We start from the raw sequence: 25,849 nt of genomic DNA on the forward strand, positions 1-25,849 counted from the left end.
GCAGGTCAGGTGGTCGTCGGCGGAATGCGCTCTGTGGCCAGTGTGACGAACGGTGCCGAGGGTTGCCCGGCGTCCACCGCTCTCCACTGACCTGGCTCTATTTGACGGATGGTCGGTCAGCGGGCACGGTGGGGAGTGGCGGGGCCGTCAGCTGCCCCGATTCGATGCGACGGCGATGACCGTTCGCCCCTTCTGTCGCCTCCCACGTGTGCTCGAACGCGGGCCGACTGTCCGGTCCGCGCGGTATCCGACCGCGAGCCGAGAATCCACGAGGAGTTCCACACATGCTCACCATGACCGATAACGCCGTGCTCGTCATTCGTGACCTCGCCAACCAGCAGGACGTCGCCCAGGACGGCGGGGTACGCATTGCCGCCGACACCGAGGCCGGCTCGCTCACCGTGGAGTTGGTGCCCGAGCCGGTGCAGGGCGATCGGGTGGTCGACAACCAGGGTGCCCGGATCTTCCTGGACGAGGACGCCGCCCAACTGCTCGGTGACGCGTCGGTGGACGCCACCGTCGATGACGAGGGCATCATCCAGTTCGGCTTCACCGAGAAGCAGTAGGGCCCGGCCTCACCGCAGGGATCGCCCCCGTGGGGGCGGACCCTGCCCGGGGTGCCACTTCGGCGCGACGCCGCCGGCCGGGTGCAACAGCGTGGCGAGCACGTACGCCAGGTGGTGCGAGGTGCTCCACGCCGCCCAGTTGGCGGCCGAGCCGGCGCCGGCGCCCCGGCGGGCCCGGCGCAGCAACTCGTGGTCACCCCAGGAGAAGGCCGCCCCGGTGCTTGGCCAGTGCGGCGCCGACACCAGCGTGCGACACAGGTCGGCGAACCGTTCGTCGCCCCGGCCGCCGCGTCGCGCCCAGCGGTAGACCCACCAACTGCCGTCGTCGGTGTATCGCACCGTCGGCAACCGGTCGCCGGGGTCACCGGTGCCCGGCAAGGCCGGGTGGACGCCGTAGTCGCCGTAATCGACCCCGGCGTCGGCCAGTCGTCGCCACAGCTGCCAGTCCCAACGGCCCAGCTGGATCGGCTCGTCGGTGGGGAGCCGGGACAGCGTCGGCGGCATTCCGCCCGACGCCACCGTCACCGACCGCCAGGCGTGCCGGCGTGCCCAGTCCAGCAGGTGGCGCACCCGCGGCTCGGCGGCCCGCACGTCCGCCGGGCAGCACACGTCCCCCGCGTCCACCAGCAGGTCGCACTCCTCCGGCGCGAGGTCGATGAACCGCCAGATCCGCTCCACGGCGGTGGTGCTCGCGTCCGGTCCGGCCCGGTCCTGTCCGGCCCGCAGCCGGATGAGCGCGCGCCGGCCGTACGCCCGCGCCGCCATGCCGTGCGCGACCAGCCGGTGGTCGCTCTCCGCGAGCCCGATCACCGGCACCACCGGTACGCCCCAGCGGGTCAGCTCCGCCTCGGGGATGTCGGGCAGCGCGCTGACGTCGATGGCGGGCAACAACCCGGGCGGCAGCCGGCGAACGGCGTCCATCATGGACCTGTCGACCGCGCCGATCTCCAGGATCGGGGCGACAAGTGCCGCGTACGCGGGGTCGAGGTGGCTCAGGGCCTCCAGCTCGCCTCGTCGGTTGGCGAGGATGGGGCGGTAGACCGGTGCCGTCGCCCGGCCCCCGTGGGCGGGCACCATAGTTCAATCTAGCCAGGCATGCGCATATGTCCCAAGGATGTAAGCCGGAAATCGGCTGCCCGCCTGTCGGTTCGGCGACTACCATGCCCCGATGCCCACGCCACTTCACCGGTACCGATCCGAGGACGAGGACAGCGCGCGGTGGATCGGTTTTCCGTTCCGCGACGGCGACATCGTGATCAGCACCCGGTCCAAGAGTGGCACCACCTGGATGCAGATGATCTGTGCGCTCCTGGTGCTGGGCACCCCGGAGCTGCCGGCACCGCTGACCGTGCTGTCACCGTGGCTGGACTGGTTGGCCGAGCCCCGAGAGGCGGTGTACGACCGGTTGGCCGCTGCGCCGCACCGGCGGTTCATCAAGACACACACTCCGCTGGACGGGGTGCCGATCGACCCTCGGGTGCACTACGTGGTGGTGGCCCGGCACCCGCTGGACATGGCGGTCTCCCTCTACCACCAGACCGGCAACCTGGACCGGACGCGCCTCGCCGAGCTGACGGGTCAGCCCGTCCCGGCCGGGCCACCGCGCGAACGTCCGCCGATCGAGCAGTGGCTGCCGAGCTGGGTCGAGCGGGAGGTGGACCCCCGTGCCGAGCTGGATTCGCTCCCCGGGGTGCTGCTGCACCTCGGTGACGCCTGGGCTCGCCGGCACGAGCCGAACGTCGAGTTGGTGCACTACGACGACCTGCTGGCCGACCTGGGTGGGGAGATGCGCCGGCTCGCCGACCGGTGGGGCCTCGCGGCCCCGGGGCCGGAGCTGGTCGAGGCGGCCACCTTCGGCCGCATGCGGGAGCGCGCCGACCGGCTGGCACCGGACACGCTCGGCGTGCTGCGGGACCGGCAGGCGTTCTTCCGTCGAGGAGGCTCGGGCCAGGGCCGCGACCTGCTGGACGCTGGCGCGCAAGCCAGCTACCAGCAACGAGCCGCCGCGCTGGCCCCACCCGACCTGCTCACCTGGCTACACCGCTAGGCACACAAGAGCGCACGGCGCCGTTTCGACCGAGGTCGGAACGTCGCCGTGCTCTGGCCGTCTCCCACCACCGCAGCCGTTCGGCGGTACGCCGGCGGGGACCTGGCTCGACCGGCCGTTAGCTCCGGTCAGCGTTGTCGATCCCCGGTCAGCGCAGATCCAAACCTGCCAACCGTGAGGAGTTCCACCATCTGCGAGTCCCGGCGTGGCGCGCTGCCGAACGGGGTAAGAGCGTGGGCATGGAACATTTCACGATCGCGACTGTCGCCGAAAAGAGCCCGGATTTCCGGCGGGTGCTGTGGACCGGTGAGCACACCCAGCTGGTCATCATGACCATCCCCGCCGATGGGGAGATCGGCGAGGAGGTGCACGAGGGCATCGACCAGATCCTGACCTTCGTCAGTGGCGTCGGCGAGGCCAAGGTCGGCGGCAACACGCGGAAGGTCGCCGCGGGTGACCTGGTCGTGGTGCCGGCCGGCACCAAGCACAACTTCGTCAACACCGGGCCCAACCCGCTGGTGCTGTACACCGTCTACGGGCCGCCGGAGCACGCCGACAAGGCCGTACACAAGACCAAGGAAGAGGCCGACGCGGCGGAGGAGGCGGGCAAGGACGAGCCACCGACCGCGTGAGCCGGTCGGCGGCTGTCTGATCCGGGCCGATGCGGGTACCCCCGGCGGGTGGAGCAGCAGCCGCCGATCTCCGACTATGGATTCCTCTCGGATTCTCGTTCGGGTGCCCTGGTCGGCAAGGACGGTTCGATCGACTGGTGGTGCCCGCACCGGTTCGACGGGTCGGCCGTGTTCGCGCGGCTGCTCGACCCGGGAGCGGGCCACTTCCGGCTGGCACCGGTCGGTGTCGGCGGCCCGGGTCACCGGGTGGAGCGCGCGTACCTGCCGGACACGTTGGTGCTGCGCACTGTGCACCACACCCCGCACGGCAGCGTGGCGGTCACCGACGCACTCGCCGCCGAGGTCGGTGCCCGTGCCCACGAGCTGGGGAAGAACTCACCGGCCGTGCTGATCCGGGTGGTCGAGGGTCTGTCCGGGCGGGTGCGGATGGCGTTGGACTTCGCACCCCGCCCGGAGTACGGCCTGCTCACGCCGTACCTGCACGAGCAGCCGGACGGCGGGGTCCTGGCCGGCGCCGGCCCGGTGGTGCTGGTGTTGCGCGCCGGGGGTCTGCACCTGCGGGCGGGCACCGACCGAGTGACCCACGAGTTCGAGGTCTCCGCCGGTCAGGTGATCGGGCTGGACCTGGCGTTCGGCGAGGCGTACGGCGATCCGCCGGCCCGGATGGACCCGTTGACCACGCTCGCGGAGACGACGCAGGCGTGGCAGGCGTTCCGGGAGACGCACGGATACTCCGGCCGCTACCCCGAGCTGGTCAGACACAGCGCGACGGTCCTGACCGGCCTCACCTACGCCCGCAGTGGCGCGGTCGTCGCCGCGCTGACCTCCTCGTTACCGGAGCAGATCGGCGGCGACCGGAACTACGACTACCGCTACTCCTGGCTGCGGGACTTCTCGTTGACGATGCGCGCGCTCTGGGTGGCGGCCTGCCCCGACGAGACGTCCCGGCTGTTCGCCTGGGTGACCCGTTCGATCGGCCGGTTCGGCGATGAGCCCGTGCCGGTGCTCTTCGGGCTGGAGGGCGAGCGCGACATCTCCGAGCACCACTGCCACCACCTGCGCGGATACCACGACAGCAGGCCCGTGCGGGTCGGCAACGACGCCTGGCGGCAGCGGCAGCTCGACGTGCCGGGTGAGGTGATGGCGGCGGTGTGGCGGCTGCGCGACTACCTCGGCGCGACGTTCGAGGACGAGTTGCGGGAGATGGTGCTCGGGCTGACCGAGCAGGTGGCCGCCACGTGGCACCTGCCGGACCGGGGCATCTGGGAGACCCGGGACGAGGAGCGCCACTACGTGTCGTCCAAGGTGGCCTGCTGGCTGACCATGGACCGGGCGGTGGGGCTCGCCGACCGGCTCGGCGACCGCGCCGACCCAGGTCGGTGGGCCACCGTACGCGACGAGATCCGCGACACCGTGCTGCGCGAGGGGTGGAACGACCGGATCGGGGCGTTCACCGGCGCGTTCGGGTCGGCGGAGCTGGACGCCTCGGTGCTCGCCCTGCCGGTCACGCACTTCCTGCCCGCCACGGACCCGCGGATGCGCTCGACAATCGCGATGGTCGAGCGCGAGCTGGGCACCGAGGACGGTCTGCTGCGGCGTTGGACGACCGACCCGGCCGGATTCCTGCTGTGCTCGTTCTGGCTGGTGGAGTGCCTGGTGATGACGGGTGAGCCGCAGCGCGCCGAGGCGCTCTTCGACCGGGTCGTCGGGTACGCCAACGACGTTGGGCTCTTCAGCGAGCAGATCGACCTGACCACCGGCGTGCAGCTCGGCAACACCCCGCAGGCGCTCTCGCACATCGGGCTGATCAACGCGGCCTGGCGGATCACCGAGCCGGACAGTTACTGAGCTACACCACCACGGGTACGCCAGAGACGTCGACCGTGTCCGGATATTTCAGCCCGGCGCCGGTGTTGAGCACCACGACCCGTTCGCCGGCCCGGATCCACCCGCCGGCGCGCAGTTGCCGCGCCGCCGTCAAGCAGGCCGCCCCCTCCGGGCAGAGCAGCAGCCCTTCCCGGGCGGCGAAGTCCCGCAGGTCGGTGAGGATGTCCGCGTCGTCGACGGCGACGGCCGTGCCGGAGGACTCCCGCAGCGCCGCCAGGATCAGCTCGTCGCCAAGCGGCGCCGGCACGGTGATGCCGAACGCCACGGTGTGTGCGTCCGCCCACGGTTGCGCCCGATCCTCACCGGCGGCGAACGCCCGCACGATCGGCGCGCAGCCGGTGGACTGCACCGCCACCAACCGGGGCAGCTTGTCGTCGATCCAGCCCAGCTCACGCAGCTCGTGCAGCGCCTTGTGGATGCCGATCAGGCCGACACCGCCGCCGGTCGGATAGATGATCACGTCGGGGATCTGCCAGCCGAGCTGCTCGACGATCTCGTACCCCATCGTCTTCTTGCCTTCGAGCCGGTAGGGCTCGCGTAGCGTGCCGGCGTCGAAGATCTCCCCGTTCGACGCCGCGATCAGCTCGGCGACCCGCCGACCGGCGTCGCCGATCAGCCCGTCGATCAGGCGCAGGTCGGCCCCGGCGGCGACGCACTCGCGCCGGCAGATGCTCGGCGCCTCCAGCGGCATGACGATTGTCGCGCCGATTCCGGCCCGCGCGGCGTACGTGGCCCAGGCCGACCCGGCGTTGCCGTTCGTGGGCATCGCGATCCGCTCGACGCCCAGCTCACGGGCCCGGCTCACGCCGACCGCCGCGCCTCGGGCCTTGAACGAGCCGGTCGGGACCAGCCCCTCGTCCTTGACCATCAGGTCCGCGATGCCGATCTCGGTGCCGTACGCCGGGGCGCGCAGCAGTGGCGTCCAGCCCTCGCCCAACGTGGTGACGTGCCGCGGGTCGGCGACCGGCAGCAGCTCCCGGTAGCGCCACAGGTCGGCCGGGCGCAGCGGAAAGCGTTCCGGGGTGACCGCCTTCGCCACGGCCGGCAGGTCGTAGCGGGCCAGCAGGGGCGATCCGCACTCGCACAGGTTCTGCAGCTGGTCGGCGGCGTGCTCCCGACCGCAGCGCGGGCAGTCCAGGTGGGTCAGGTGCACGTCGCTCCTCGCCGTAGACCGCATCGATGCGGAGTCTGCCAGTGCGTACCGGCCAAGACCAGCCGCTGGGTGCCGGAGTGTCCGGTTTGCTCGGCGGCCGAGCGCGCGGCGGGGTAGAACGGACCTCATGGACCTCACCGACCAGCCCACCGCCCTGCTCCCCGGTGACGTGCGGATTCCTCTGCTCGGCTTCGGCACCTGGCAGGCCACCGGGGAGACCGGGTACGACGCCGTGCTGGCCGCGCTCGACACCGGCTACCGGCACCTCGACACCGCCACCGTGTACGGCAACGAGCGGGAGGTCGGCCGGGCGGTGCGGGAGAGCGGGCTGCGCCGGGAGGACATCTTCATCACCACCAAGCTCCCACCGGATCGGGTAGGCCGGGAGCGCGCGACGCTTGAGGCCAGCCTGGAGGCGCTCGGCGTCGACTACGTGGATCTCTGGTTGATCCACTGGCCGCCGTCGGCACCGGGGGAGAGCATCCCGCTCTGGCGCGAGCTGCTCGCCGCCCGGGACGAGGATCTCGCCCGCGCGGTCGGGGTGAGCAACTACAGCACCGGCGAGATCGACGAGCTGATCCAGTCGACCGAGGAGAACCCGGCGGTCAACCAGATCAAGTGGAGCCCATCGCTGTACGACCGGCAGCGGCACATCGAGCACCGGGACCGGGGCGTGGTGCTGGAGGGGTACAGCCCGTTCAAGACCAGCGACCTCAGCGACCCGGTGCTGACCAGGATCGCCGGCGCGCACGGCGTCTCGCCGGCGCAGGTGGTGCTGCGCTGGCACATCGACCACGAGATCGTGGTCATCCCGAAGTCGGTGACCCCGGAGCGGATCAGCGCCAACTTCGACGTCTTCCACTTCTCGCTGACGGCGGAGGAGATGCGCGACATCGACGCACTCGGCGACGCCTGAACCGGCGGATTCCTTCAAGGTCCGACCCGGTCGTGAAGGGTGTCGACATCGACGCTCATGACGGTATAGCGTGCCGTCATCACGCTTGTCGATGCGTGTGAACCCGTCGCCGCTGGAGGACCGCCATGGCCCGATCCCCGTCCGTCCGTCTGCGCCGTCGTGGGGTGCTCGGCATCCCCGCCCTGGTGGCCGCCGCGCTGACCACCCTCGCCGCTCGACCCGCGCCGGCGAGCGCCGCGCCGAAGGCCGAGTGCCTCGCCGACCTGCTCCAGGGCGCCTGATGGCGACGATCCCCTGGCTCGTGGACGTGCTGCGTGCCGCCGGGGTCCAGGTCGTGGTCGAGGGCGACTGGCTCAACCGGATGCGGCCGGGCTCCTTCGACCCGATCGGGGTGCTCTGGCACCACACCGCCTCGACCTCCAGCGCCAGCAACCCGCACCCGGCGCTCGGCATCTGCATCAACGGCCGCTCCGACCTGCCCGGGCCGCTCTGCCAGGCGCTCGTCGACTACCACGGTGTCTTCCACGTCATCTCCGCCGGCCGGTGCAACCACGCCGGGGTCAGCGGCGGCAGCGGGCCGATCCCCGCCGGGGATGGCAACACCCTGATGATCGGTTGGGAGATCGACTACAACGGCGTCAACCAGGAGATGACCGCCGCGCAGTACGACGCGTCACTCGCCGCCACCGCCGCCGTGCTCACCCGCCTCGGCCGGGACAGCAGCTATGCCCGGGGCCACCGGGAGACCAGCACCACCGGCAAGATCGACCCGTCGTTCATCGACCTGAACGTGATGCGGGCCGACGTGGCGGCGAGGATGGCCGGCAGTACCGCGTGGTCCTCCACAGTGGACAACACCACAAGCGGGCGGTTCACCGCCAGCGCCAACTGGGGCGTGTCGTCGTACTCCAGCCAGCGCTACGGCGCCGACTACCGCTACGCGGACCCGGTCGCCGCCAGCGACGTGGCATGGTATCGGTTCAACGTCCCGGCGACCGGCAACTACCGGGTCGAGGCCTGGTGGCCGGCAAACTCCGGCTACAACAGCGCGGCGCCCTACATCGTCGCGAGCAGCACCGGCAACCAGACGGTACGCGTCGACCAGCGTGCGACCGGCGGGCAGTGGCGCACCCTCGGCACCTTCACGCTGCCGGCCGGGGACGCCAACCGGGTGGGCGTGAGCCGGTGGAGCAACACCACGGGTCTGGTCATCGCCGACGCCGTACGCCTCACCCGCGTCTGACGCGCCCACCTCGACCCTGATGCGCCCGCCTCGGCTTGATCGACTCAATTTCCTGGAAGTCGGGGTGTCCCACGTGCGAGGATGCCCCGACTTCAAGGAACCCGAGGGGATCTCGGCAGGATGGGGGCGTCCGAGGAGTGCCTGACGTCCAAGGTCTGCTCGCCGAGTTGTGCGCTCTGCGTGGATTGACCGCTCAGGGCGCACATTTGCGCGATAGAGACAGCTTGCTGTTCAGCATCCTCGATGAGGCACGGGCGTATCGATGGGATGTCCGGGTCTACTCCATCGCCTGGCGGATCGAGTCCGAAGCAGACGTGGTGGTCGGCGCCGGTGACGACGCAGACGTTCTGCGGCGGGCCGTTGCGATTGTCGATGGCAAGGTTCTCCGCGCGGTGCAGGTGGAGGCACCGAGCCTCGACACGACTTTCGTCTTCGACGGCTGCCGGCTGCGCGTCTTTCCAGTGACCGCCAGGTCCGACCCTAGCCGCTGGCAGCAGTGGTCGCTGCGATCACCCACCGGGCGAATATTGGATATCGGGCCAGGGGCGTCCTGGAGTTGGCGGGAGTGTGGAACCGGTGGCGCTGACTCAAGCTGACCAGCGGCAGGTGCAGGGATTGCTGATGCAGCTTGAGGGGGCCGTGGTGCGAGAGGCCCGTCTGAGCCCCCTCGGTGGAAGTTGGATAAGCGTCGAGTTGGGCCGGTCTCTGCTGTTCGTCGACATGGCGGCATGGAGGCTCGAGAGCGACGCACACTTCCTCGCCGCCTGCGAAGATGATCGGGAGCATATGGGGCGGATGATCACCGAGTTGGATGGCAGACGGCTGGAGTCCGTCGAGGTCTCCCGACACCTCGACCTGACCCTGAGCTTCGAAGGGCTGAGGCTGCTGCTGTTCGCCTGCACCGGCCCCGACGGCGACGATGAGCACTGGTCTCTGCAACTCGCGACCGGTGAAAGCTTGTTCGCCGGCCCCGGGGATTCCTGGACGTTCGCAGAATCCCCATGAGGCGGGCCCTCGGCCGCCACACCGGTCTCTCGTGGCCGTATGTCATTGCTTCTCTGGAGGTGCCGGAGGCATTGTCTGGTCGCTGCGACCTGAGCGGCCTTGACGCCGACACGCAGCTGCGGATGATCGACCGGATGCTGGCCCTCATCCGGGAGTTCGTCGAAGCCGGTATCGACTCCAAGTAGGACGAGCAGCCAAGCAGGGGCGTGACCTTCCCGGTCACGCCCCTGCTTGGCGACAAAGGCAGGTTAGTTACGCGAGCAGGTCGCCCCGTTGAGCGAGAAGCTGGTCGGCGACGAGTAGGCCCCGCTCAGGGTGCCCTGGTAGCCGAAGCTGGCCGTCCCCCCGGGTGCGACCGACCCGTTGTGGCCGACGTTGCGGGCGGTCACCGTCGACCCGCTCTGGCTCACCGTGGCGTTCCACGAGTTGGTGACCTGCTGACCGCTGGGCAGGCCGTAGGTGAGCGTCCACCCGTTGATCGCGCTGGAGCCGGTGTTGGTGATCTGCACGTCGGCCGTGAAGCCGTTGTTCCACGAGTTCGCCGTGTACTTCACCGCGCAGGCCGCACCACCCGTCGGCGGCGGGGTCGTCGGCGGCGGGGTGGTGGGGTTGCCGCCACCGTTGACGTTTGCCGAGAACGAGGTCACCGCGAGGCCGACGCCGCCCTGCCACGGCTCGAAACCGGCCTGGATGCTGGTCAGATACCAGGAGTTGGTGATCGCGCCACGGTTGCGGGTGTCGTTGATGAAGTCCAGCACGCTGAAGTTCAGGCTGGAGATCGCCGACGGCGCCACGTACGAGATGACGTTGTTGGAGCCGTTGCTGCCCCGCCAGACCTCCCAGGTGCGGCCGGCCAGGTTGGCCGTGCCGACCACCGAGCCGATGGGCTGGATCGGGCCCTGCCGGTTGAGCCAGATCATGATCTCCATCTGGTTCACCCCGTCCCGCTTGGGTGACGGGTCCAGCCAGATGTCGTACGACGCGTTGTAGGTGGCGCCGCTGACGTACCGGTAGGAGATGCTGCTGGTGGCGCTGCTGATCTGGCTCACCTGGATCGGCAGGTTCGTTCCGGGGGAGCAGTTGGTGTAGTGACAACCAAAGAACACCGAGGGGTACGCCGTGGGCGCCCCGTTGGTGGGGCTGCTGCCGTTCAGGGTGGTGATCTCGAAGCCGTTGCTGGTGACGTTGATGCACTGCTGGGCGGTGGTGCCCCAGCGGTTGTTCTGCACCACGTACCGGCCCTGGATGGTGGTCGAGCCGTACTGTTCGCAGATCTGGGTGTCGGCGGAGGCGTTGCCGCCGAGGGCCACCGCCACCAGTGAGCTGGCGACCAGCAACCCGGCGGCGGCCAGGGCCCGAAGTTGACGTTTCATGACGCTCCTTGACTCGGCGCGTGCCCGAGCGCCGGATGTGGTGGGGCAGTGCGGGAGCGCTCCCACGCTCAACGACACATTCACATGTCTGAAACTGATGCGCAACCGTACGCGTCAAACTGGTGAATTGTGAGGATTGCCATGCCCCCACCGGTCGGCTGGAAGAGGAGAGCCAGCTAAGCGGTGCGGGCCGCCGACGAGCGGTCGTTGGCGGACCGATTGGGCCTGGTGTGCACCGATCGCTCCGAGTAGCGTGTTGCCTCCAACGCGTGCCGTTCCCCCTCCGGAGGCGTACACCACCATGGGTGGCTCCCCCCTGCGCATTCTCGTCGTCGGCGCGGGCATCGCCGGCCTGGCCGTAGCCCGGGCGCTACGCCTGGCGGGCTTCCGGCCGGACGTCACCGACAAGCTGCCACCGGGGGAGTCCACCGAGACCGGCCTCTATCTGCCCGGCAACGCCGCCCGCGCACTGCGCCGGCTCGATCTGCACGACCCGGTCCGGCCGATCGGGCAGGTGATCCACCGGCAGCGGTTCTTCGACGCCGCCGGCGCGAAACTCTGCGAGGTCGACCTCGATGCCCTCTGGGTAGGCGTCGGCGAATGCCGGGCGTTGCCCCGGGCCGACCTGCACCGGGTGCTGCTCAGCGGTGCCGGCGGTGCCGTCCGGCACGGCGCCGAGGTCCGCACCCTGAACCTTCTCCCTGGCGCGGTCGGCGTCACCTTCACCGACGGCACCACCACGGAGTACGACCTGGTCATCGGTGCCGACGGGCCCCGCTCCTCGGTCCGTGCGCTGGCCGCGCTCGGTGGTCCGCCGCGCCCGGTCGGGCAGGTGGTCTACCGGGCGGTCCTGCGCGACGGCCCACCTGTCACCGAGTGGACCGCGCTGCTCGGTCAGCGCTCCGGGTTCCTGATGGTGCCGATCGGCGCTGGGCGACTGCACCTCTATGCCGACGAGGCCGGCACCGAGGAGCCCGCCGACCCGCTGGCCCGGCTACGGGACCTCTTCGCCGACTATCGCGGCCCGGTACCCGAGGTGCTGGCGGCGCTCGACGAGGTGCACGTCGGGATCACCGACGAGGTGGAGCTGGGTCGTTGGTACCGGGGGCGCGTCCTGCTGATCGGCGACGCCGCGCACGCCACCGCGCCGACGCTGTCCCAGGGTGCGGCCATGGCGTTGGAGGACGCCGTGGTGCTGGCCGAGTCGCTGCGCGCCGCCAACAGCGTGGAGGCGGCGCTCGTGGCGTACGAGAGTCGTCGCCGCCCGCGTACCCGATGGGTGCGGGACCGGACCCGGGACCGCAACCGGACCAGGGACGTGCCGCCGGCGCTGCGCGACCCGTTGTTACGCGGACGCGGCGGCCGAATCTTCGGCGAGCACTACCGCCTACTGCTCGACCCGCTGTAGCCCCGTTGTAGATCGTGTCACGCCACCCCACGCGGCGCTGCGACCTGCCGGGGACTATCCTCCTTGCGGATGACGGCCCGCCGATAACCAGCGTGTGCCGAGCGGGACAACCGAGAACCGGAGGCCACTCGTGACCACCGTCGCACCCAAGCCGGTCGTGACCCGGCCCTGGCCGGTCCGGGAGCCGGTCAAGGGGTCGGCCATCGCGCGGCTGCTGCGAACCACGGACGCGAAGCAGATCGGGATCATGTACATGATCACCGCGTTCGTGTTCTTCATGATCGGTGGCCTGATGGCCCTGATCATGCGGGCTGAGCTGGCCCGACCGGGGCTGCAGTTCCTGTCGCCCGAGCAGTACAACCAGCTCTTCACGATGCACGGCACGATCATGTTGCTGTTCTTCGCGACGCCGATCGTGTTCGCGTTCGCGAACTACATCGTGCCGATCCAGATCGGTGCGCCCGATGTCTCCTTCCCCCGACTGAACAGCTTCGCCTACTGGCTGTACCTGTTCGGCGGCACGATGGCGACCGCCGGGTTCATCACGCCGGGTGGCGCCGCCGACTTCGGCTGGTTCGCGTACGCGCCGCTGAGCAGTGTCGAGCACTCGCCCGGTGTCGGCGCCAACATGTGGATCATGGGTCTGGCCATCTCCGGTCTGGGCACCATCCTCGGTGCCGTCAACATGATCACCACGGTGCTGACCCTGCGTGCGCCCGGCATGACCATGTTCCGGATGCCGATCTTCACGTGGAACATCCTGGTCACCAGCCTCCTGGTGATCCTGGTCTTCCCGCTGCTGGCCGCCGCGCTCTTCGCGCTCGCCGCAGACCGGATCCTCGGTGCGCACGTGTACGACCCGGCAACCGGTGGGCCAATGCTCTGGCAGCACCTGTTCTGGTTCTTCGGGCACCCCGAGGTCTACATCGTGGCGCTGCCGTTCTTCGGCATCATCAGCGAGGTCATCCCGGTCTTCTCCCGCAAGCCGATCTTCGGCTACAAGGGTCTGGTCGCCGCGACCGTGGCGATCGCCGCGCTCTCCATGAGCGTCTGGGCGCACCACATGTTCGCCACCGGCCAGGTGCTGCTGCCGTTCTTCAGCTTCCTGAGCTACCTGATCGCCGTGCCGACCGGTATGAAGTTCTTCAACTGGATCGGCACCATGTGGCGGGGCCAGATCAGCTTCGAGACGCCCATGCTCTGGGCGGTCGGCTTCCTGGTCACCTTCCTCTTCGGTGGTCTCACCGGTGTGCTGCTGGCCAGCCCGCCGATCGACTTCCACGTGTCGGACTCGTACTTCGTGGTGGCGCACTTCCACTACGTGCTCTTCGGCACCATCGTGTTCGCGGTCTTCGCGGGCATCTACTTCTGGTTCCCGAAGATGTTCGGCCGGATGCTCGACGAGCGCCTGGGCAAGGTGCACTTCTGGCTCACCATGATCGGCTTCCACACCACGTTCCTGGTGCAGCACTGGCTCGGCAACGAGGGCATGCCCCGTCGCTACGCCGACTACCTGCCCAGCGACGGCTTCACGACGCTGAACATGATCTCTACGATCGGCGCGTTCATCACCGGTATCTCGACGCTGCCGTTCATCTACAACTGCTGGAAGTCGTACAAGACCGGCCCGGTGGTCGAGGTGAACGACCCCTGGGGTCACGGCAACTCGCTGGAGTGGGCGACCAGCAGCCCGCCGCCGCTGCGTAACTTCGACCGGATGCCGCGGATCCGCTCCGAGCGGCCCGCCTTCGACGCGAAGTTCCCGGAGTTGGCCGCCGGTGGCCAGAGCCTCGCAGGCCCGCCGGAGGGTGGCGCCAAGCCGCTCACCAGCGAGTCGGACGGCGGCGCCAGCTACCGCGAGGACACCGCCAGCGACATCGATCGGCACTGACGCTCAAACTCAGCAGTACGACGGGCGCCGCCCCCGGGACACCGGGAGCGGTGCCCGTCGCCATGTCCAGCCACTGTCACTCCCTGCCCGGCTCGGCCTGGCTCCGGGCAAGCCATGTCCCTAGTGAGCGTGATGTCTGTGAGTCATCGTGATGACTCACAGACATCACGCTCATCAACATGTGTGCCTGCCGGCTGCCCGGGGGACACCACGATCCGCAGGCAGCGTCGCCGTCGTGGTCAGAGAGCGCCGCGCGGCGACCGGCAAGGGACGCCGGCCGTCAGTTCCGCTGCGGCGGCGGCCTTCAGCGGGTGGCGGGGGTGAGGTCGGCTTCGACGGGTGGCGAGGTGGCCGCGGCGGCGTTGCGGCGGCGGCGTAGCTCGATCGGGAGGACCACCAGGGTGACCAGCGCGCCGAGCGCACCGGTCACCACGAAGCCCCAGAGTGGCGCGCTGGCGTCGATCACCGCCCCGGCGAGCGGCGCGCCGACCGCGATGCCGACGGTGACCGCCGAGCCGTGCAGGCCCATCGCCTCACCGCGCACCTCGGCGGGAACCAGGCGGCTGACCGCGTCCGAGCCGGCGGCGATGGTCGGCGCGCAGAGTGCGCCGGCCGGGATCAGCGCCAGACACAGCAGCCACCAGTGCGCACCGCCCAGCCCCACTGGAATTGTGCACAGGGCCAGGGCGGCGGTCAGGGCCAGCGGGGAGAACGAGCGGTGGACCGCGCCGTAGGCGAAACCGCCGACCAGCGAGGCGACCGCCCAGATGGCCAGCACCGCGCCGGTCCAGCCGACCTCGCCGCTGGCCCGTAGGACGGCGACAACCGCCACGTCGGTGCCGCCGAGCACCAGGGTCGCGGCGGCGCTGAGCGCCAGCACGGCGAGCAGTCGGGGTGTCAGCCACTCCCGGCGCGGCACTCGCCGCTGCGGGCCGGTGGGCTCGGCGGCATCACGGATCGGCGGATTGACCAACCACAGGGCGATCCCGGCGGCGACGATGCCGCCACCGACCAGGTACATGGTGGTCTGCGCGGAGATCGCGGTGACCAGGGCCACCGCCAACGCTGGGCCGATCATGAAGGACAGCTCCACCGACATGGAGTCCAGCGCGTACGCCTGGCGGCGTTGCTCCTCGGGGACCAGCGCGGCGATCGACTGACGGACCACGGAGAAGATGGGCAGGGCCAGGGAGCCGGCTACGAAGGCGGCCGGCAGGAGCAGGGGGTACGCCAGCGAAGGCGCGGTGGACCAGAAGATCGCCTCGGCGATCCCGGTCAGCACCAGGACCGGGCGCAGTCCACGCCGATCCACCAGCCGGCCGAGCAGCGGCCCGCCGATCGCCGCGCCCACGGTGACGGCCGCACCGACCAGGCCGGCCGCCCCGTAGCCTCGATCAAGATCGAGCACCACGTGGAAGGTCAGCGTCACCCCGGTCGCGGTGAGCGGGATGCGGGCGAGGACGGCGACCAGCAGCAGCGACCGCAGGCCGGGCAGGGCGAGCGCGCGCCGGTAAGGTTTCATGTTCACGTGGGTCCGTACCTCCGGCGACATCTTCGACCGGTGGCAGCCCCTTGGCCAACCAATTAGTGCCTCATGCGGCCCTGATCACAGGCTGGCCGTGCAGGGTCACCCCGGCGCCCTCCATCGCACGGAGTGCCACGTCGGTGGTCGCCGGTGCGACGGCGGCGGTCAACTCGAGCAGCACGGTGGTGGCGAAACCCTCCCGGGCGGCGTCCAGCGCGGTGGCCCGGATGCAGTGGTCCGTGGCGATGCCGACCACGTCGACCTGGTCCACGTCGTGCCGGCGCAGCCAGTCGGCCAGGCACTCGCCGTCGTCGGCGTGCCCCTCGAAACCGGAGTACGCCGCCGCGTGCTCGCCCTTGTGAAAGATCGCCTCGACCCGGGCGGTGTCCAGCTCGGGGTGGAACTCCGAGCCGCTGGTGCCGACCACGCAGTGCCGGGGCCAGGACTCCACGAAGTCCGGCGGATCACCGAAGTGGGCACCCGGGTCGACGTGGTAGTCCTTGGTGGCGACCACGTGCGCCCAGCGCTCCGGCTCGGATGCGAGCAGGCGGGAGATGGCAGCGGCCACCCCCGCGCCGCCCGCGACGGCCAGCGAACCGCCCTCGCAGAAGTCGTTCTGCACGTCCACGATGATCAGTGCGTTGGCCATCGGGGGTCTCCTCTCTCGGGGGGATGAGTCAGCCAGCGGGTACGACGGTGACCGGCACGGCCGGGTCGCCGGCCGAGAGCTTCAGCCCTTCCCACGGGATGGAGATCAGGCATTCACGCAGGTGCTCCCGTGACTCGTCGAGGGTGGGCAGCGACACCGGCTCACCGGCGACCACGTACGAGTGCTGGAGCAGGCGGTCGTTGGGCTGCCGGTCCGGCACGCCCTGCGGGACGATGATCTCCTCGGTGGCGGTGCCGGTCGGCTTGTGCCGGCGGACCGCGACCTTCCGGCCACCGATGGTCGCCTTGTGCTCGGAGCGCTTCACCACCGGCCGCCCCTCGACCTCGACCAGTTTGTAGACCAGCCCGGCGGTCGGCGCCCCGGAGCCGGTGACCACGGCCGTGCCGGCGCCGTACATGTCCACCGGTTCGGCGGCCAGGGCGGCGATCGCGTACTCGTCCAGGTCACCGGAAACAATGATCTTGGTCTCGGTGGCGCCCAACGAGTCGAGCAACTCGCGGGACTGCGCAGCGATCACCGCCAGGTCGCCCGAGTCGATCCGAATGGCCCGCAGCTCCGGCCCGGCCACCGCGATCGCGTTGCGGATGCCCTGGCTGATGTCGTACGTGTCGACCAGCAGCGTGGTGTCCTTGCCCAGCGTGGCGACCTGTGAGGCGAACGCCGCCCGCTCGTCGTCGTGCAGCAGGGTGAACGCGTGCGCCGCGGTCCCCGCGGTCGGGATGCCGTAGCGCGCACCGGCGGCGAGGTTGGACGTGAACCGGAACCCGGCCAGGTACGCGGCCCGCGCCGCGGCCACGGCCGCTTCCTCGTGCGCCCGACGCGACCCCATCTCGATCAGTGCCCGACCCCGCGCCGCGGTCACCATCCGGGCTGCCGCCGCGGCCACCGCGCTGTCGTGGTTGAGCACGGACAGCGCCACCGTCTCCAGCACCACGCACTCGGCGAAGCCACCGGAGACGGTGAGGATCGGCGAGCCGGGGAAGAACAGCTCACCCTCGGCGTACCCGTCGACGTCGCCGGTGAAGCGGTAGTCGGTGAGCCAGGCCGCCGCCGCCTCGTCGACCACCCCGGTACGCAGCAGGAACTCGACCTCGCTGGGGTCGAACCGGAAGTCGCGGATCAGCTCGATCAGCCGGGCCGTCCCGGCGACCACGCCGTACCGGCGGCCACTGGGCAACCTGCGGCTGAACACCTCGAAGACACACCGGCGGTCGGCGGTGCCGTCCTTAAGTGCCGCGCTGACCATGGTCAGCTCGTAGTGGTCGGTCAGGAGCGCGGGGCGGTGGTTGCTCACCGCCCCAGCCTAAGGTTCAGCCTCCGTCGCTGCCCTCGTGGCCCGGGATCGAGCGTAACGCCGCCCACAGCTCGGCCCGGCCGGTGACGCCGAGCTTGGCGTAGATCCGCTGGAGGTGGTTCTCCACGGTGCGGGCCGAGAGGTAGAGCCGTTCGGCGATGGCCCGGCTCGGCGCACCGTGCGCGGCGAGGCGGGCCACCTGCCACTCCCGCTCGGTGAGCACTGGCGCGCCGGCCTGAAGCGCCGGCGTCCGGATCAGGTCACAGCGCCCGAGCAACCCGGCGAGGCGCTCCCGGGCGTCGTTGGCCGCGGCCGAGTGCTGCTGGCGCAACCGCTGGACGGCCTGGGAGGTGGCCTCGGCCGCGTACACGGTCAACTCCAGCGCGGCGTAGTCGTCGGCGACCGCGAGCAGGTCCGTGGGGGAGTCGGTCACCGCGGCGCGGGCGTGCCGAGCCAGCAGCGGCGGGAGCACCCCGTCGACCCGCTCGGAAAGCTCGGCCAGACGCTGCGCGACGGTGCGCCGGCCACCATCGGAGCAGGTGGGCCCGACCGCCATGCCCGCCTGATCGAGTCGGACGAGGTCGTGCAGGACGTGCACCTCGTGCCCGGCGAAGCCGTCCGAGCGCAGCCGATCGACCAGGTCGCCGAGGTGCTTGACCGCACCCGGCAGGTCACCCGACGCGGCGAGCGACGCGCCCCGGGCCTGCTCCAGCCACGGGTAGAGCACCGCCATGCCCGGCGCGTGGGTGCGGTCGGCTTCGGCCATCGCCGCAGCCGCCTGTGCGGCGTCACCGCGCAGCGCCGCCGACTGGGCGCGTTCGGCCTGGGCCAGACCGGCGTAGACCCGGCTCGTGGCCAGCACCGCGCAGGCGCTCAGCGAGGTCCGCATCGCCGCGTCGCTCTGCCCGCGCAACCGGGCCGCGTACGCCTGAAGGATGGCCAGATAGCCGGTGCCGAGGCGGAAGTCTCCCTCCCCGGCGAGGTCGGCGAACTCGTCGGCGACGATCGCGTCGATCCCGGCCAGGTCGCCGGTGAGCATGAGCCGGGTGCCCCGGGCCAGCTCCAGGGCCAACTGGAGATACGGCATGTCCGTGCGCCAGTTGGCCGCGGCCGAGTGCACCTGGGCGATCGCCGTACCGCTGCGGGTCAGCTCGCCCTGGGCGGCCTGGACGTACGCGATTGTGGAGCGGGCCAGCTCGCGGGCGGCGACGCCGGCCGCCGGCCGGTCCAGGACGCGTTGGCTGAGCCGCACCGCAGCGGCCGTGTCCAGTCGGTGCAGGCGCATGATCGCCTCGAAGGCGTGCACCCGGGCCCGGTCGGCGGAGTCGCTGAGCTGCTCGACCCGGCTGGCGATCTCCTCCACCGTGGACTCCCGGCTCAGCCCCCAGTAGCTGACCATTCCGCGTACGGTCAGCCAGCGGCAGAGTCGTCGTTCGTCGCCGGGCTCGGGGGTCACCGCGTCGAGGACGTCGATCGCCTCGTCGGGCCGGTCGGCGAACATCAGGATGGTGGCCAGCAGCTCCGCCGCGTCGAAGCCGCCGTCGGCGTCCAACGCGGCGCGCGCCAGGCGGGTCGCCAGCGGTACGTCGTAGCGGGTGAAGGCCTGCACCGCGGCGTCCAGCAGTAGGGCCGGGTCCTGTGCGGTGCCCGAGTCGAGTCGCCAGACGGCCACCCGCAACAGGTCGTCGCGGCGGCGCTTGCCGACCTGTTCCAGTAGCTCGGCGAGGCGTGCCTGAAGTCGGCGGGTGCGGCTGACCGGACAGCGCCGGCGCATCACCTCGCCGTAGAGAGGGTGGGCCAGCCGGACGTTGGTGCGTCGGTCGTGCGGGACCACGGTGATCAGCCCGCGTTCCTCGGCGGTCTCCACGTCTGCCTGATCGGCGGCCTGCTTCAGCAGGTGCAGGCCGAGTGGCTCGCCGAACGCGACCAGCTCGACGACCGCGCGGACGCCATCGGTGAGCTTTCCGACCCGGGTGTCGATGAGGTCGGTCAGGTTGGGCGCCAGCTCCAACCGCCCGGTCCACTTCCAGATCCCGTACGTCTGCTTCAACTCCGCGCTGCTGCTCGCGGCGTGCACCAGCTCACGTAGCAGCAGCGGGTTGCCGGACGACAGTCGGCCGAGCCGGTCGGCGGAGCCCGGGTCGACCGGGCCGCCCAGGATCGCCGCCAGCAGGCCAGCGGTCTCCGCCTGCGGCATCGGGTCCAGCTCGACGTGCTCGACCAGGTCGTCGGTCCAGAGTGCGCGGATCGGCAGCGGGATCTGCTCGCCGTCGCGCAGGGTGCCGACCACGGTGGCGTTCTCGGCGCGGGCGACCAGGTGCACCAGCGCCGCCGAGGGCGGATCGAGCAGGTGGGCATCGTCGATGGCGAGCACGATGCGTCGGCCGGCCGCCTGCTGTTGCAGCAGGTTGAGCGCCCAGCGCAGGACGCCGGCAGGGGAGAGGCCCTGGGGCTGCTCGGCGGGGAGGACCTGGACCAGCCCGCCGAACGGCAGCGCGGCGGTGGTGGCGCTGGCGGCGATGGACCAGATCGCGAACCGGTCGGTGGGCAGCTCGCCCACGCCCTCACGCAACAATCGGCTCTTGCCAATGCCGGCGCTGCCGCTGAAGAAGAGCCCTCGGCCGGCCTCGCCGGTCACCGCCGCCAGCAGGCGGTTGAGCTCATCAGTCCGGCCGACGAACTCCCATCGCCTCATTCGCGCAGCATATCGATCCGGATCCGTCCGCGCTCGTACCGTCACCCAACGAAGTTGAGTAGCCGCACAATTACCGCTGAGTATCCGAGGTGTTCCGCCCGGTCGTCAGCCCGGCCGTAGTCTTCCGACATCCGGGTTGTCGCACCGGAATCTCCACGACCGGAACCCCGGTCACCTGCAACGGGAGGCACCTGATGAAGCAGGGCCCTCTCCCCTCGGTCGACTCGTCGGACGACATGACCGGCCCAACCGACCTGCCCGCCTGCGGCCCGCTCCCGACCCGGGTCGGCGTGTCCGGCGCAGCGCCGGACGAGCCGCTCGGTGTGGTCGCCGTCGGTCCGGCCGGTGCCGAGCGGCGCGCCGTGCTCGCCACCCTGCTCGGGCTCGATCCGTTCATGCTCACCGTGCCGGCCGGCAGTTGGTTGGTGGTGCGCAACGCCAAGGCGCCCACCCGGGCGGCGTTCGTGCCGGGTTACCGCCAGCCGCACTCGTACGGCGCGGACCGAGACGCCGCCGGTCCGGCATTGGCCCGTCCACCCCGGCGGGTCGAGCTGAGTGTGCCCGAGCCACTGCTGCGGCACTTCACCCTGATCGATGTTCCGGACACCGCCACCCTCGGCGTGTCGGGCACCCGGGTGTTGCTGGAAGCGGTGGGACGAGCCGGTGCGCTGCTCTTCGTGATCGCCGCCGACCAGGCTTTCACCGCGGCTGAGCTGAACCTGCTCGCCGATGTCGCCCCGACCTCGGTGGAGGTCGTCTTCGCGGTCACCCCCGGCGCGGCGGGGTGGGCTCCGCCGACCGACGGCGCGGCGACTACGGAGGGCGCGGGGGCGTCCGTTCCGCCGGTCGAGGGTGCGGAGACCGAGGTGGACGCGGTAGCGGTGACGGTGGAGGCACATCGGGCGGCGCTGCTGGCCGCGGTGCCGTCGCTAGCCGGCGCGCGGTGGTTCCCGGTCGACGACGCCGACTCCGCTGCCGACCTGCGGCGGGCGCTGGTGGGCTGGTCGTCGCGGGAGGGGTTGCAGCGGGCCAGCGTCGAGCCACCGGTGCTGCCGGGCCAGCAGGGCCGCGTCGCCGTGGCCGCCGACCCGGGTGACTGGTCCGAACGGCTCGACCGCCACGCGCGCTCGTGCGCTCAGCGGATCCGCCAGCACCTCGCCCTGGAATTGGCGAACATTCACCTGCGGGCCGTTCAGGAGATCGTGTTCGGAGTCGGCTGTGCCGGCCTCCCTGATCTCCTGGACCGGGAGATGGCGGCGTTGTCGCTGTTGGCCACCGCGCAGTGCGATCAGGCGGTGCGCGGCATCGTGGCCGACGTCGCGTCCCGGGTGCTCGGCGCGCCGCCGACCGAAGGTGTGCGACGCCGGATCGTCACCGCCATGCAGTACGGCCTGGTCGATCATCGGCCCGGCCACGACCTGGACAAGGTGCTATTGATCACCAGCACGGCCGGCGTCGCCGAATTGACCGGCCCGGGGGCGATCGACGCCGCCACCAGTTATCCGACGGCGTTCCGGGACGAGGTGCTCCCGCCGGTCGCGGTGGCGCTGTCCGGTGGATGCTGGCAGCAGTGGCGTACGCCCGGCAAGGACGACCACAGCGCGGCGCGGGCCTGGTCCCAGCGGGCGGTGCGTGAGGTCGAGTTGGGGTTGTCCCGGGAGATCTCCCGACGGTTCGAGGTGATCCGCCTCTCGCTGGGTGCGGTGCTCTCCGATGCAGTCGATCACGGCATCCTGCTCGCCTGACGGCGTTCCGGTTCCTCGGTTCCGGGAAACCGGTGGCACGATGGGGGGCATGGCGGCTCCGCAGGTTGCACCGGTCGAGACGCCGGCCACTGACGAGGTGCCGGCGTCCGACCGGCAGTGGGTGACGATCGTGTGGGACGACCCGGTCAATTTGATGACGTACGTGACCTGGGTCTTCCAGAAGCTTTTCGGCTACAGCCGGGAGAGGGCCGAGCAGCTGATGCTGGACGTGCACCACAAGGGCCGTGCCGTGGTCTCCACCGGTGCTCGGGAGCGGATGGAGCACGACGCGTCTCAGCTGCACGCGTACGGGCTGTGGGCGACGGTGGACAAGTCATGAGCATGTTCCGTCGCCAGGCCGGTCGCTACGTCGCTGTCTTCGCCGTCGACGAGGTGCGGGTGCTGCGCAAGGTCGCCTCCGAGGTGGTGGGTCTGCTCACCGATGGCTTCGACCACACCGACCCGGTGGTCGGTCGGCTCTTTCCGGCGGTCTACCCGGAGGATGCCCCGGACACCGCGGAGTTCCGCCGCTACACCGAGGGCGACCTGAAGACCGCGAAGATCGATCAGGCCGGCGCGATCCTGGCCGCGTTGCCGGATGACGCCGGCGGTGAGGTGCGGCTGGACGCCGAGGCGGCCGAGGCGTGGTTGCGGGCGCTGAACGACGCCCGGCTCGCGATGGGCGTCCGCCTGGAGATCAAGGACGGCACGGATCTGGGTGAGGAGTTGGACGACGCGGTCGCGGAGGACCCGGGGTCCAGCCGAGTGTTCCAACTGTCGGTCTACGCGTATCTCGGGTATCTACAGGAGTCGCTGCTCAACGCCTTGATCGACTAGGCGTGACCGGCACCACTTCGGCCCGTGCGCGCCAGGCGTTAGGCTGGTGTACGTGCTGAGCATCGACCGGTCGATCATCGACGCGATCGTCGCCCACGCGCGCCGGGATCACCCCGACGAGGCGTGCGGCGTGGTCGCCGGTCCCGTCGGCAGCGACACCCCGACCCGGCACATCCCGATGGACAATGCCGCGCGGTCGATGACCTTCTACGAGTTCGACTCGATGGAGCACCTGCGCGTGTGGCGGGAGATGGACGACCGGGACGAGGAGCCCGTCGTCATCTACCACTCGCACACCGCCACCGAGGCGTACCCGTCGCGGACGGATGTCTCCTTCGCGGGCGAGCCGGGGGCGCACTACCTGCTCGTCTCGACCCGTGAGCCCGACTCGGAGGAGATCCGTTCGTTCCGGATCGTCGACGGCGTGGTCACCGAGGAGCCGGTCCGGGTCGTGGAGGCCGGCGTCGACCCGCACGCCGTCCAGTCCTACATGTTCGGGCAGAGCCCGGCGACGGTCGACTACGAGTGTTCCGGCCGCTGACCTGTCAGCGCCGAAGCTCGTCCCGTCACCGTAGGCACACCCGATCAAGGAGCTCGACATCATGGCTATTGAGGTTCGCATCCCCACCATCCTGCGCAGCTACACCGGCGGCGCGAAGGTCGTCGACGGCACCGGCGACACCCTCGCCGACCTGCTCAACGACCTGGACTCCCGGCACGGCGGTCTGCGCGGCCGGCTGATCACCGACACGGGCACGCTGCACCGCTTCGTCAACGTCTACGTCAACGACGAGGACGTGCGTTTCCTCGGCGCACTGGACGCCAAGCTCTCCGACGGCGACAGCGTCACCATCCTGCCGGCCGTGGCCGGCGGCGCGTTCGGCTTCGCCGCCGCCGCGGCGATCAGCTCGCACAGCGCCGCAGCCGCCAGCCGGCACGGCGCCGTCGCGGTTCGCTGAGGTCGGCCGCCATGGCGCGGTACGACAGCCTGCTCGACGCCTGTGGGGGCACGCCGCTCGTCGGCCTGCCCCGGCTCTCCCCGACGGTGCCCGAAGGGGCGCCTCCGGTCCGGCTGTGGGCCAAGCTGGAGGATCGCAACCCCACCGGCAGCATCAAGGACCGCGCGGCGCTGTTCATGGTCCGGGCGGCCGAGGAGGCCGGCCGGCTCCGGGCAGGTGACACCATCCTCGAACCGACGAGTGGCAACACCGGCATCTCGTTGGCGATGGTGGCGAAGCTGCGCGGCTACCGGCTGGTCTGTGTCATGCCGGAGAACGTCTCCACCGAGCGGGTGCAGATGCTCCGGATGTACGGAGCCGAGATCATTTTCTCGCCGGCGGCGGGTGGTTCCAATCAGGCGGTCGCCACCGCCAAGCAGATCGCCGCGGAGCACCCGGACTGGGTGATGCTCTACCAGTACGGCAACGAGGCCAACGCGCGGGCGCACTACGAGACGACCGGGCCGGAGCTGCTGCACGACCTGCCCAGCATCACGCACTTCGTGGCCGGGCTCGGCACCACCGGCACCCTGATGGGCACCGGGCGTTACCTGCGGGAAAAGGTCGAGGGCATTCAGGTCGTGGCCGCCGAGCCGCGCTACGGCGAGCTGGTCTACGGCCTGCGCAACATCGACGAGGGGTACGTGCCGGAGCTGTACGACGCCTCGGTGCTCTCCCGGCGGTTCTCGGTCGGCACCCGGGACGCGGTGTTGCGCACCCGCCAGTTGGTGGAGGTGGAGGGCATCTTCGCCGGGTTCTCCACCGGTGCCATCCTGCACGCCGCGCTTGCGGTGGCGCATGAGGCGGTTCGCGACGGCCGGCGTGCCGACGTGGCCTTCGTGGTCTGCGACGGCGGTTGGAAATACCTGTCCACCGGCGCGTACGGCGGCACGCTCGCCGATGCCGAGGACGCCCTGGAGGGGCAGCTCTGGGCCTGACCGATCTGGTCTTCCGGTGACGGGCCGTCGACGTGTGTCGACGGCCCGTTCGCTGCCCGGTGTACCGCGAGCGGGTGTCACGTTCGTGACACCTTCGGCTGGATGATTCTTGTGGCCGGGTGCGCCAGCGTAGGCTGCGCAGCGTGGCGTACGCGTCGGTAGAGATCATTGCCGGAACGATTGCCGGCACAGGTGCTACTGATAGTGACAGTGAGACCACTCGATGCGACTGACCGTTCTGGGAAGCGCCGGCAGTTTCCCTGGCCCCGAGTCGCCGTGCTCGGCCTATCTCGTCGAGGCCGACGGCTTCCGACTCCTGGTCGACTTCGGTTCGGGGTCGCTGTCCAGTCTTCAGCGGTACGCGGGGTTGCACGCCCCGGACGCGATCCTGCTGACCCACCTGCACTGCGATCACATGTTCGACGCCGTGCTGTACGTGGTGGTGCGCCGGTACGCCCCGGACGGCCCCTATCCGGCGCTGCCGGTGTACGCGCCCGCCGGTGCGCCGGACCGGCTCAGCGCCGCGTACGGCGACGACGGCTCGGTGGAGGACGTCTACCAGTTCTACGCGCTCCAGCCGGGCACCTTCCCGATCGGCCCGTTCGCGGTCACCGTCGACCGGGTCAACCACCCCGTCGAGACGTACGGCGTGCGGCTGGAGCACGACGGCCGTTCGCTGTGCTACTCGTCGGACACCGCGCCCTGCGAGGCGCTGCTGCGGCTGGCCCAGAACGCCGATGTCTTCCTCTGCGAGGCCAGTTACCTCGACGGTGTGGACAATCCGCCGGATCTGCACCTGACCGGCCGGGAGGCCGGCGAGGCGGCGACCAAGGCCGAGGTGGGTCGGCTGCTGCTCACCCACCTGGTGGCCGCCTGGGGCAGCGAGGCGCACACGTTGGAGTCGGCCGCCGCCGCGTACACCGGGCCGCTCGAAGTGGTCCGACCCGGCGCCAGCTACGACGTCTGACGCGCCACGTCCCGGTTTGCGAGGCCGGGGCGCGGTGTTGTGCCGAACTGTTTGCCGGC

At 70.6% G+C, this 25,849-nt stretch carries 26 protein-coding genes; 19 read left to right on the top strand and 7 right to left on the bottom strand.

Annotated elements, in window-relative coordinates; genetic code table 11:
• Nucleotides 1-284: 284 nt before the first annotated feature.
• Nucleotides 285-566 carry an adhesin gene (locus IF46_RS0105485; RefSeq protein ID WP_030487179.1) on the top strand — a complete coding sequence of 94 codons (282 nt, stop codon included), beginning with the start codon at nucleotides 285-287 and terminating at the stop codon, nucleotides 564-566.
• A 9-nt stretch (nucleotides 567-575) separates the two neighbouring features.
• Here IF46_RS0105485 and IF46_RS0105490 read toward each other — a convergent pair whose 3' ends face one another.
• Entirely contained in the window at nucleotides 576-1,643 is a 1,068-nt protein-coding gene (locus tag IF46_RS0105490) for a beta family protein (protein ID WP_030487180.1), read from the bottom strand.
• Nucleotides 1,644-1,734: 91 nt separating this feature from the next.
• Here IF46_RS0105490 and IF46_RS0105495 point away from each other — a divergent pair, with 91 nt between their 5' ends.
• From IF46_RS0105495 to IF46_RS0105505, 3 genes are all read left to right on the top strand, one after another.
• Complete coding sequence (locus tag IF46_RS0105495; protein WP_036391217.1) at nucleotides 1,735-2,613, top strand: sulfotransferase domain-containing protein; 879 nt, start codon at nucleotides 1,735-1,737, stop codon at nucleotides 2,611-2,613.
• Nucleotides 2,614-2,852: 239 nt separating this feature from the next.
• Entirely contained in the window at nucleotides 2,853-3,245 is a 393-nt protein-coding gene (locus tag IF46_RS0105500; protein WP_030487182.1) for a cupin domain-containing protein, read from the top strand.
• Nucleotides 3,246-3,293: 48 nt separating this feature from the next.
• Nucleotides 3,294-5,093 carry a glycoside hydrolase family 15 protein gene (locus tag IF46_RS0105505; protein ID WP_030487183.1) on the top strand — a complete coding sequence of 600 codons (1,800 nt, stop codon included), beginning with the start codon at nucleotides 3,294-3,296 and terminating at the stop codon, nucleotides 5,091-5,093.
• Nucleotide 5,094: 1 nt separating this feature from the next.
• Here the strand turns inward: IF46_RS0105505 and IF46_RS0105510 are convergent, their stop codons facing one another.
• A complete protein-coding gene (locus IF46_RS0105510) occupies nucleotides 5,095-6,285 on the bottom strand; it encodes a threonine synthase (protein ID WP_036391219.1) in 1,191 nt (396 codons plus the stop codon).
• 127 nt (nucleotides 6,286-6,412) lie between these two features.
• On the opposite strand from IF46_RS0105510, the gene IF46_RS0105515 reads away from it, so the two are divergent.
• The 6 genes from IF46_RS0105515 (at nucleotide 6,413) to IF46_RS0105540 (ending at nucleotide 9,634) form a co-directional block, all read left to right on the top strand.
• Nucleotides 6,413-7,201 carry an aldo/keto reductase gene (locus tag IF46_RS0105515; RefSeq protein WP_030487185.1) on the top strand — a complete coding sequence of 263 codons (789 nt, stop codon included), beginning with the start codon at nucleotides 6,413-6,415 and terminating at the stop codon, nucleotides 7,199-7,201.
• 125 nt (nucleotides 7,202-7,326) lie between these two features.
• Nucleotides 7,327-7,482 (top strand): hypothetical protein, encoded by a 156-nt coding sequence (locus IF46_RS34685; RefSeq protein WP_198041368.1) that lies wholly within the window; start codon nucleotides 7,327-7,329, stop codon nucleotides 7,480-7,482.
• Nucleotides 7,482-8,444, top strand: a complete 963-nt coding sequence (locus IF46_RS0105525) for an N-acetylmuramoyl-L-alanine amidase (protein ID WP_030487186.1) — start codon at nucleotides 7,482-7,484, stop codon at nucleotides 8,442-8,444. Before IF46_RS34685 ends, IF46_RS0105525 begins: the two co-directional genes overlap by 1 nt.
• A 224-nt stretch (nucleotides 8,445-8,668) precedes the next feature.
• On the top strand, nucleotides 8,669-9,040 hold the full coding sequence (locus tag IF46_RS0105530; protein WP_157562619.1) for a hypothetical protein: 372 nt from the start codon (nucleotides 8,669-8,671) through the stop codon (nucleotides 9,038-9,040).
• The gene (locus tag IF46_RS0105535) at nucleotides 9,021-9,449 is read left to right on the top strand and encodes a hypothetical protein (RefSeq protein ID WP_157562621.1); all 429 of its coding nucleotides are present in this window, start codon (nucleotides 9,021-9,023) and stop codon (nucleotides 9,447-9,449) included. Before IF46_RS0105530 ends, IF46_RS0105535 begins: the two co-directional genes overlap by 20 nt.
• Complete coding sequence (locus tag IF46_RS0105540) at nucleotides 9,446-9,634, top strand: hypothetical protein (RefSeq protein WP_030487189.1); 189 nt, start codon at nucleotides 9,446-9,448, stop codon at nucleotides 9,632-9,634. Before IF46_RS0105535 ends, IF46_RS0105540 begins: the two co-directional genes overlap by 4 nt.
• Before the next feature lie 63 nt (nucleotides 9,635-9,697).
• Here IF46_RS0105540 and IF46_RS0105545 read toward each other — a convergent pair whose 3' ends face one another.
• Nucleotides 9,698-10,822: a GH12 family glycosyl hydrolase domain-containing protein gene (locus IF46_RS0105545; RefSeq protein ID WP_030487190.1), complete on the bottom strand. Its 1,125-nt coding sequence runs from the start codon at nucleotides 10,820-10,822 to the stop codon at nucleotides 9,698-9,700.
• Nucleotides 10,823-11,123: 301 nt separating this feature from the next.
• Between IF46_RS0105545 and IF46_RS0105550 the strand changes: the two genes are divergently transcribed.
• Both IF46_RS0105550 and ctaD read left to right on the top strand, forming a co-directional pair.
• Nucleotides 11,124-12,230: an FAD-dependent monooxygenase gene (locus tag IF46_RS0105550; protein ID WP_030487191.1), complete on the top strand. Its 1,107-nt coding sequence runs from the start codon at nucleotides 11,124-11,126 to the stop codon at nucleotides 12,228-12,230.
• A 130-nt stretch (nucleotides 12,231-12,360) separates the two neighbouring features.
• Nucleotides 12,361-14,121, top strand: a complete 1,761-nt coding sequence (ctaD, locus tag IF46_RS0105555) for a cytochrome c oxidase subunit I (protein ID WP_030487192.1) — start codon at nucleotides 12,361-12,363, stop codon at nucleotides 14,119-14,121.
• A gap of 304 nt (nucleotides 14,122-14,425) precedes the next feature.
• Here the strand turns inward: ctaD and IF46_RS0105560 are convergent, their stop codons facing one another.
• From IF46_RS0105560 to IF46_RS0105575, 4 genes are read right to left on the bottom strand one after another with little or no spacing between them, the layout of a single operon-like run.
• Nucleotides 14,426-15,673 carry an MFS transporter gene (locus tag IF46_RS0105560; protein WP_030487193.1) on the bottom strand — a complete coding sequence of 416 codons (1,248 nt, stop codon included), beginning with the start codon at nucleotides 15,671-15,673 and terminating at the stop codon, nucleotides 14,426-14,428.
• Between the two features lie 40 nt (nucleotides 15,674-15,713).
• Nucleotides 15,714-16,295, bottom strand: a complete 582-nt coding sequence (locus IF46_RS0105565; protein ID WP_030487194.1) for an isochorismatase family protein — start codon at nucleotides 16,293-16,295, stop codon at nucleotides 15,714-15,716.
• Nucleotides 16,296-16,323: 28 nt separating this feature from the next.
• The gene (locus IF46_RS0105570; RefSeq protein WP_030487195.1) at nucleotides 16,324-17,610 is read right to left on the bottom strand and encodes a nicotinate phosphoribosyltransferase; all 1,287 of its coding nucleotides are present in this window, start codon (nucleotides 17,608-17,610) and stop codon (nucleotides 16,324-16,326) included.
• Nucleotides 17,611-17,626: 16 nt separating this feature from the next.
• Nucleotides 17,627-20,305, bottom strand: a complete 2,679-nt coding sequence (locus IF46_RS0105575; protein WP_030487196.1) for a LuxR C-terminal-related transcriptional regulator — start codon at nucleotides 20,303-20,305, stop codon at nucleotides 17,627-17,629.
• A gap of 194 nt (nucleotides 20,306-20,499) precedes the next feature.
• On the opposite strand from IF46_RS0105575, the gene IF46_RS0105580 reads away from it, so the two are divergent.
• The 7 genes from IF46_RS0105580 to IF46_RS0105610 all read left to right on the top strand — a co-directional run bounded on the left by IF46_RS0105580 (nucleotide 20,500) and on the right by IF46_RS0105610 (nucleotide 25,790).
• A complete protein-coding gene (locus IF46_RS0105580; protein ID WP_030487197.1) occupies nucleotides 20,500-22,050 on the top strand; it encodes a hypothetical protein in 1,551 nt (516 codons plus the stop codon).
• Nucleotides 22,051-22,099: 49 nt separating this feature from the next.
• A complete protein-coding gene (gene clpS / locus IF46_RS0105585) occupies nucleotides 22,100-22,390 on the top strand; it encodes an ATP-dependent Clp protease adapter ClpS (protein ID WP_030487198.1) in 291 nt (96 codons plus the stop codon).
• On the top strand, nucleotides 22,387-22,887 hold the full coding sequence (locus IF46_RS0105590; RefSeq protein ID WP_030487199.1) for a DUF2017 domain-containing protein: 501 nt from the start codon (nucleotides 22,387-22,389) through the stop codon (nucleotides 22,885-22,887). The genes clpS and IF46_RS0105590 overlap by 4 nt, the downstream gene beginning before the upstream one ends.
• Nucleotides 22,888-22,939: 52 nt before the next feature.
• Nucleotides 22,940-23,428, top strand: coding sequence for a Mov34/MPN/PAD-1 family protein (locus tag IF46_RS0105595; protein ID WP_030487200.1), 489 nt, complete (start codon nucleotides 22,940-22,942; stop codon nucleotides 23,426-23,428).
• Between the two features lie 61 nt (nucleotides 23,429-23,489).
• The gene (locus IF46_RS0105600) at nucleotides 23,490-23,846 is read left to right on the top strand and encodes a MoaD family protein (protein ID WP_030487201.1); all 357 of its coding nucleotides are present in this window, start codon (nucleotides 23,490-23,492) and stop codon (nucleotides 23,844-23,846) included.
• A gap of 11 nt (nucleotides 23,847-23,857) precedes the next feature.
• A complete protein-coding gene (locus tag IF46_RS0105605) occupies nucleotides 23,858-24,823 on the top strand; it encodes a PLP-dependent cysteine synthase family protein (RefSeq protein ID WP_030487202.1) in 966 nt (321 codons plus the stop codon).
• Between the two features lie 223 nt (nucleotides 24,824-25,046).
• Complete coding sequence (locus IF46_RS0105610) at nucleotides 25,047-25,790, top strand: MBL fold metallo-hydrolase (RefSeq protein WP_030487203.1); 744 nt, start codon at nucleotides 25,047-25,049, stop codon at nucleotides 25,788-25,790.
• The last annotated feature ends 59 nt before the right edge of the window (nucleotides 25,791-25,849 follow it).

Source organism: Micromonospora chokoriensis, assembly GCF_000718555.1.
GTDB classification, from domain to species: Bacteria; Actinomycetota; Actinomycetes; order Mycobacteriales; family Micromonosporaceae; genus Micromonospora; species Micromonospora chokoriensis_B.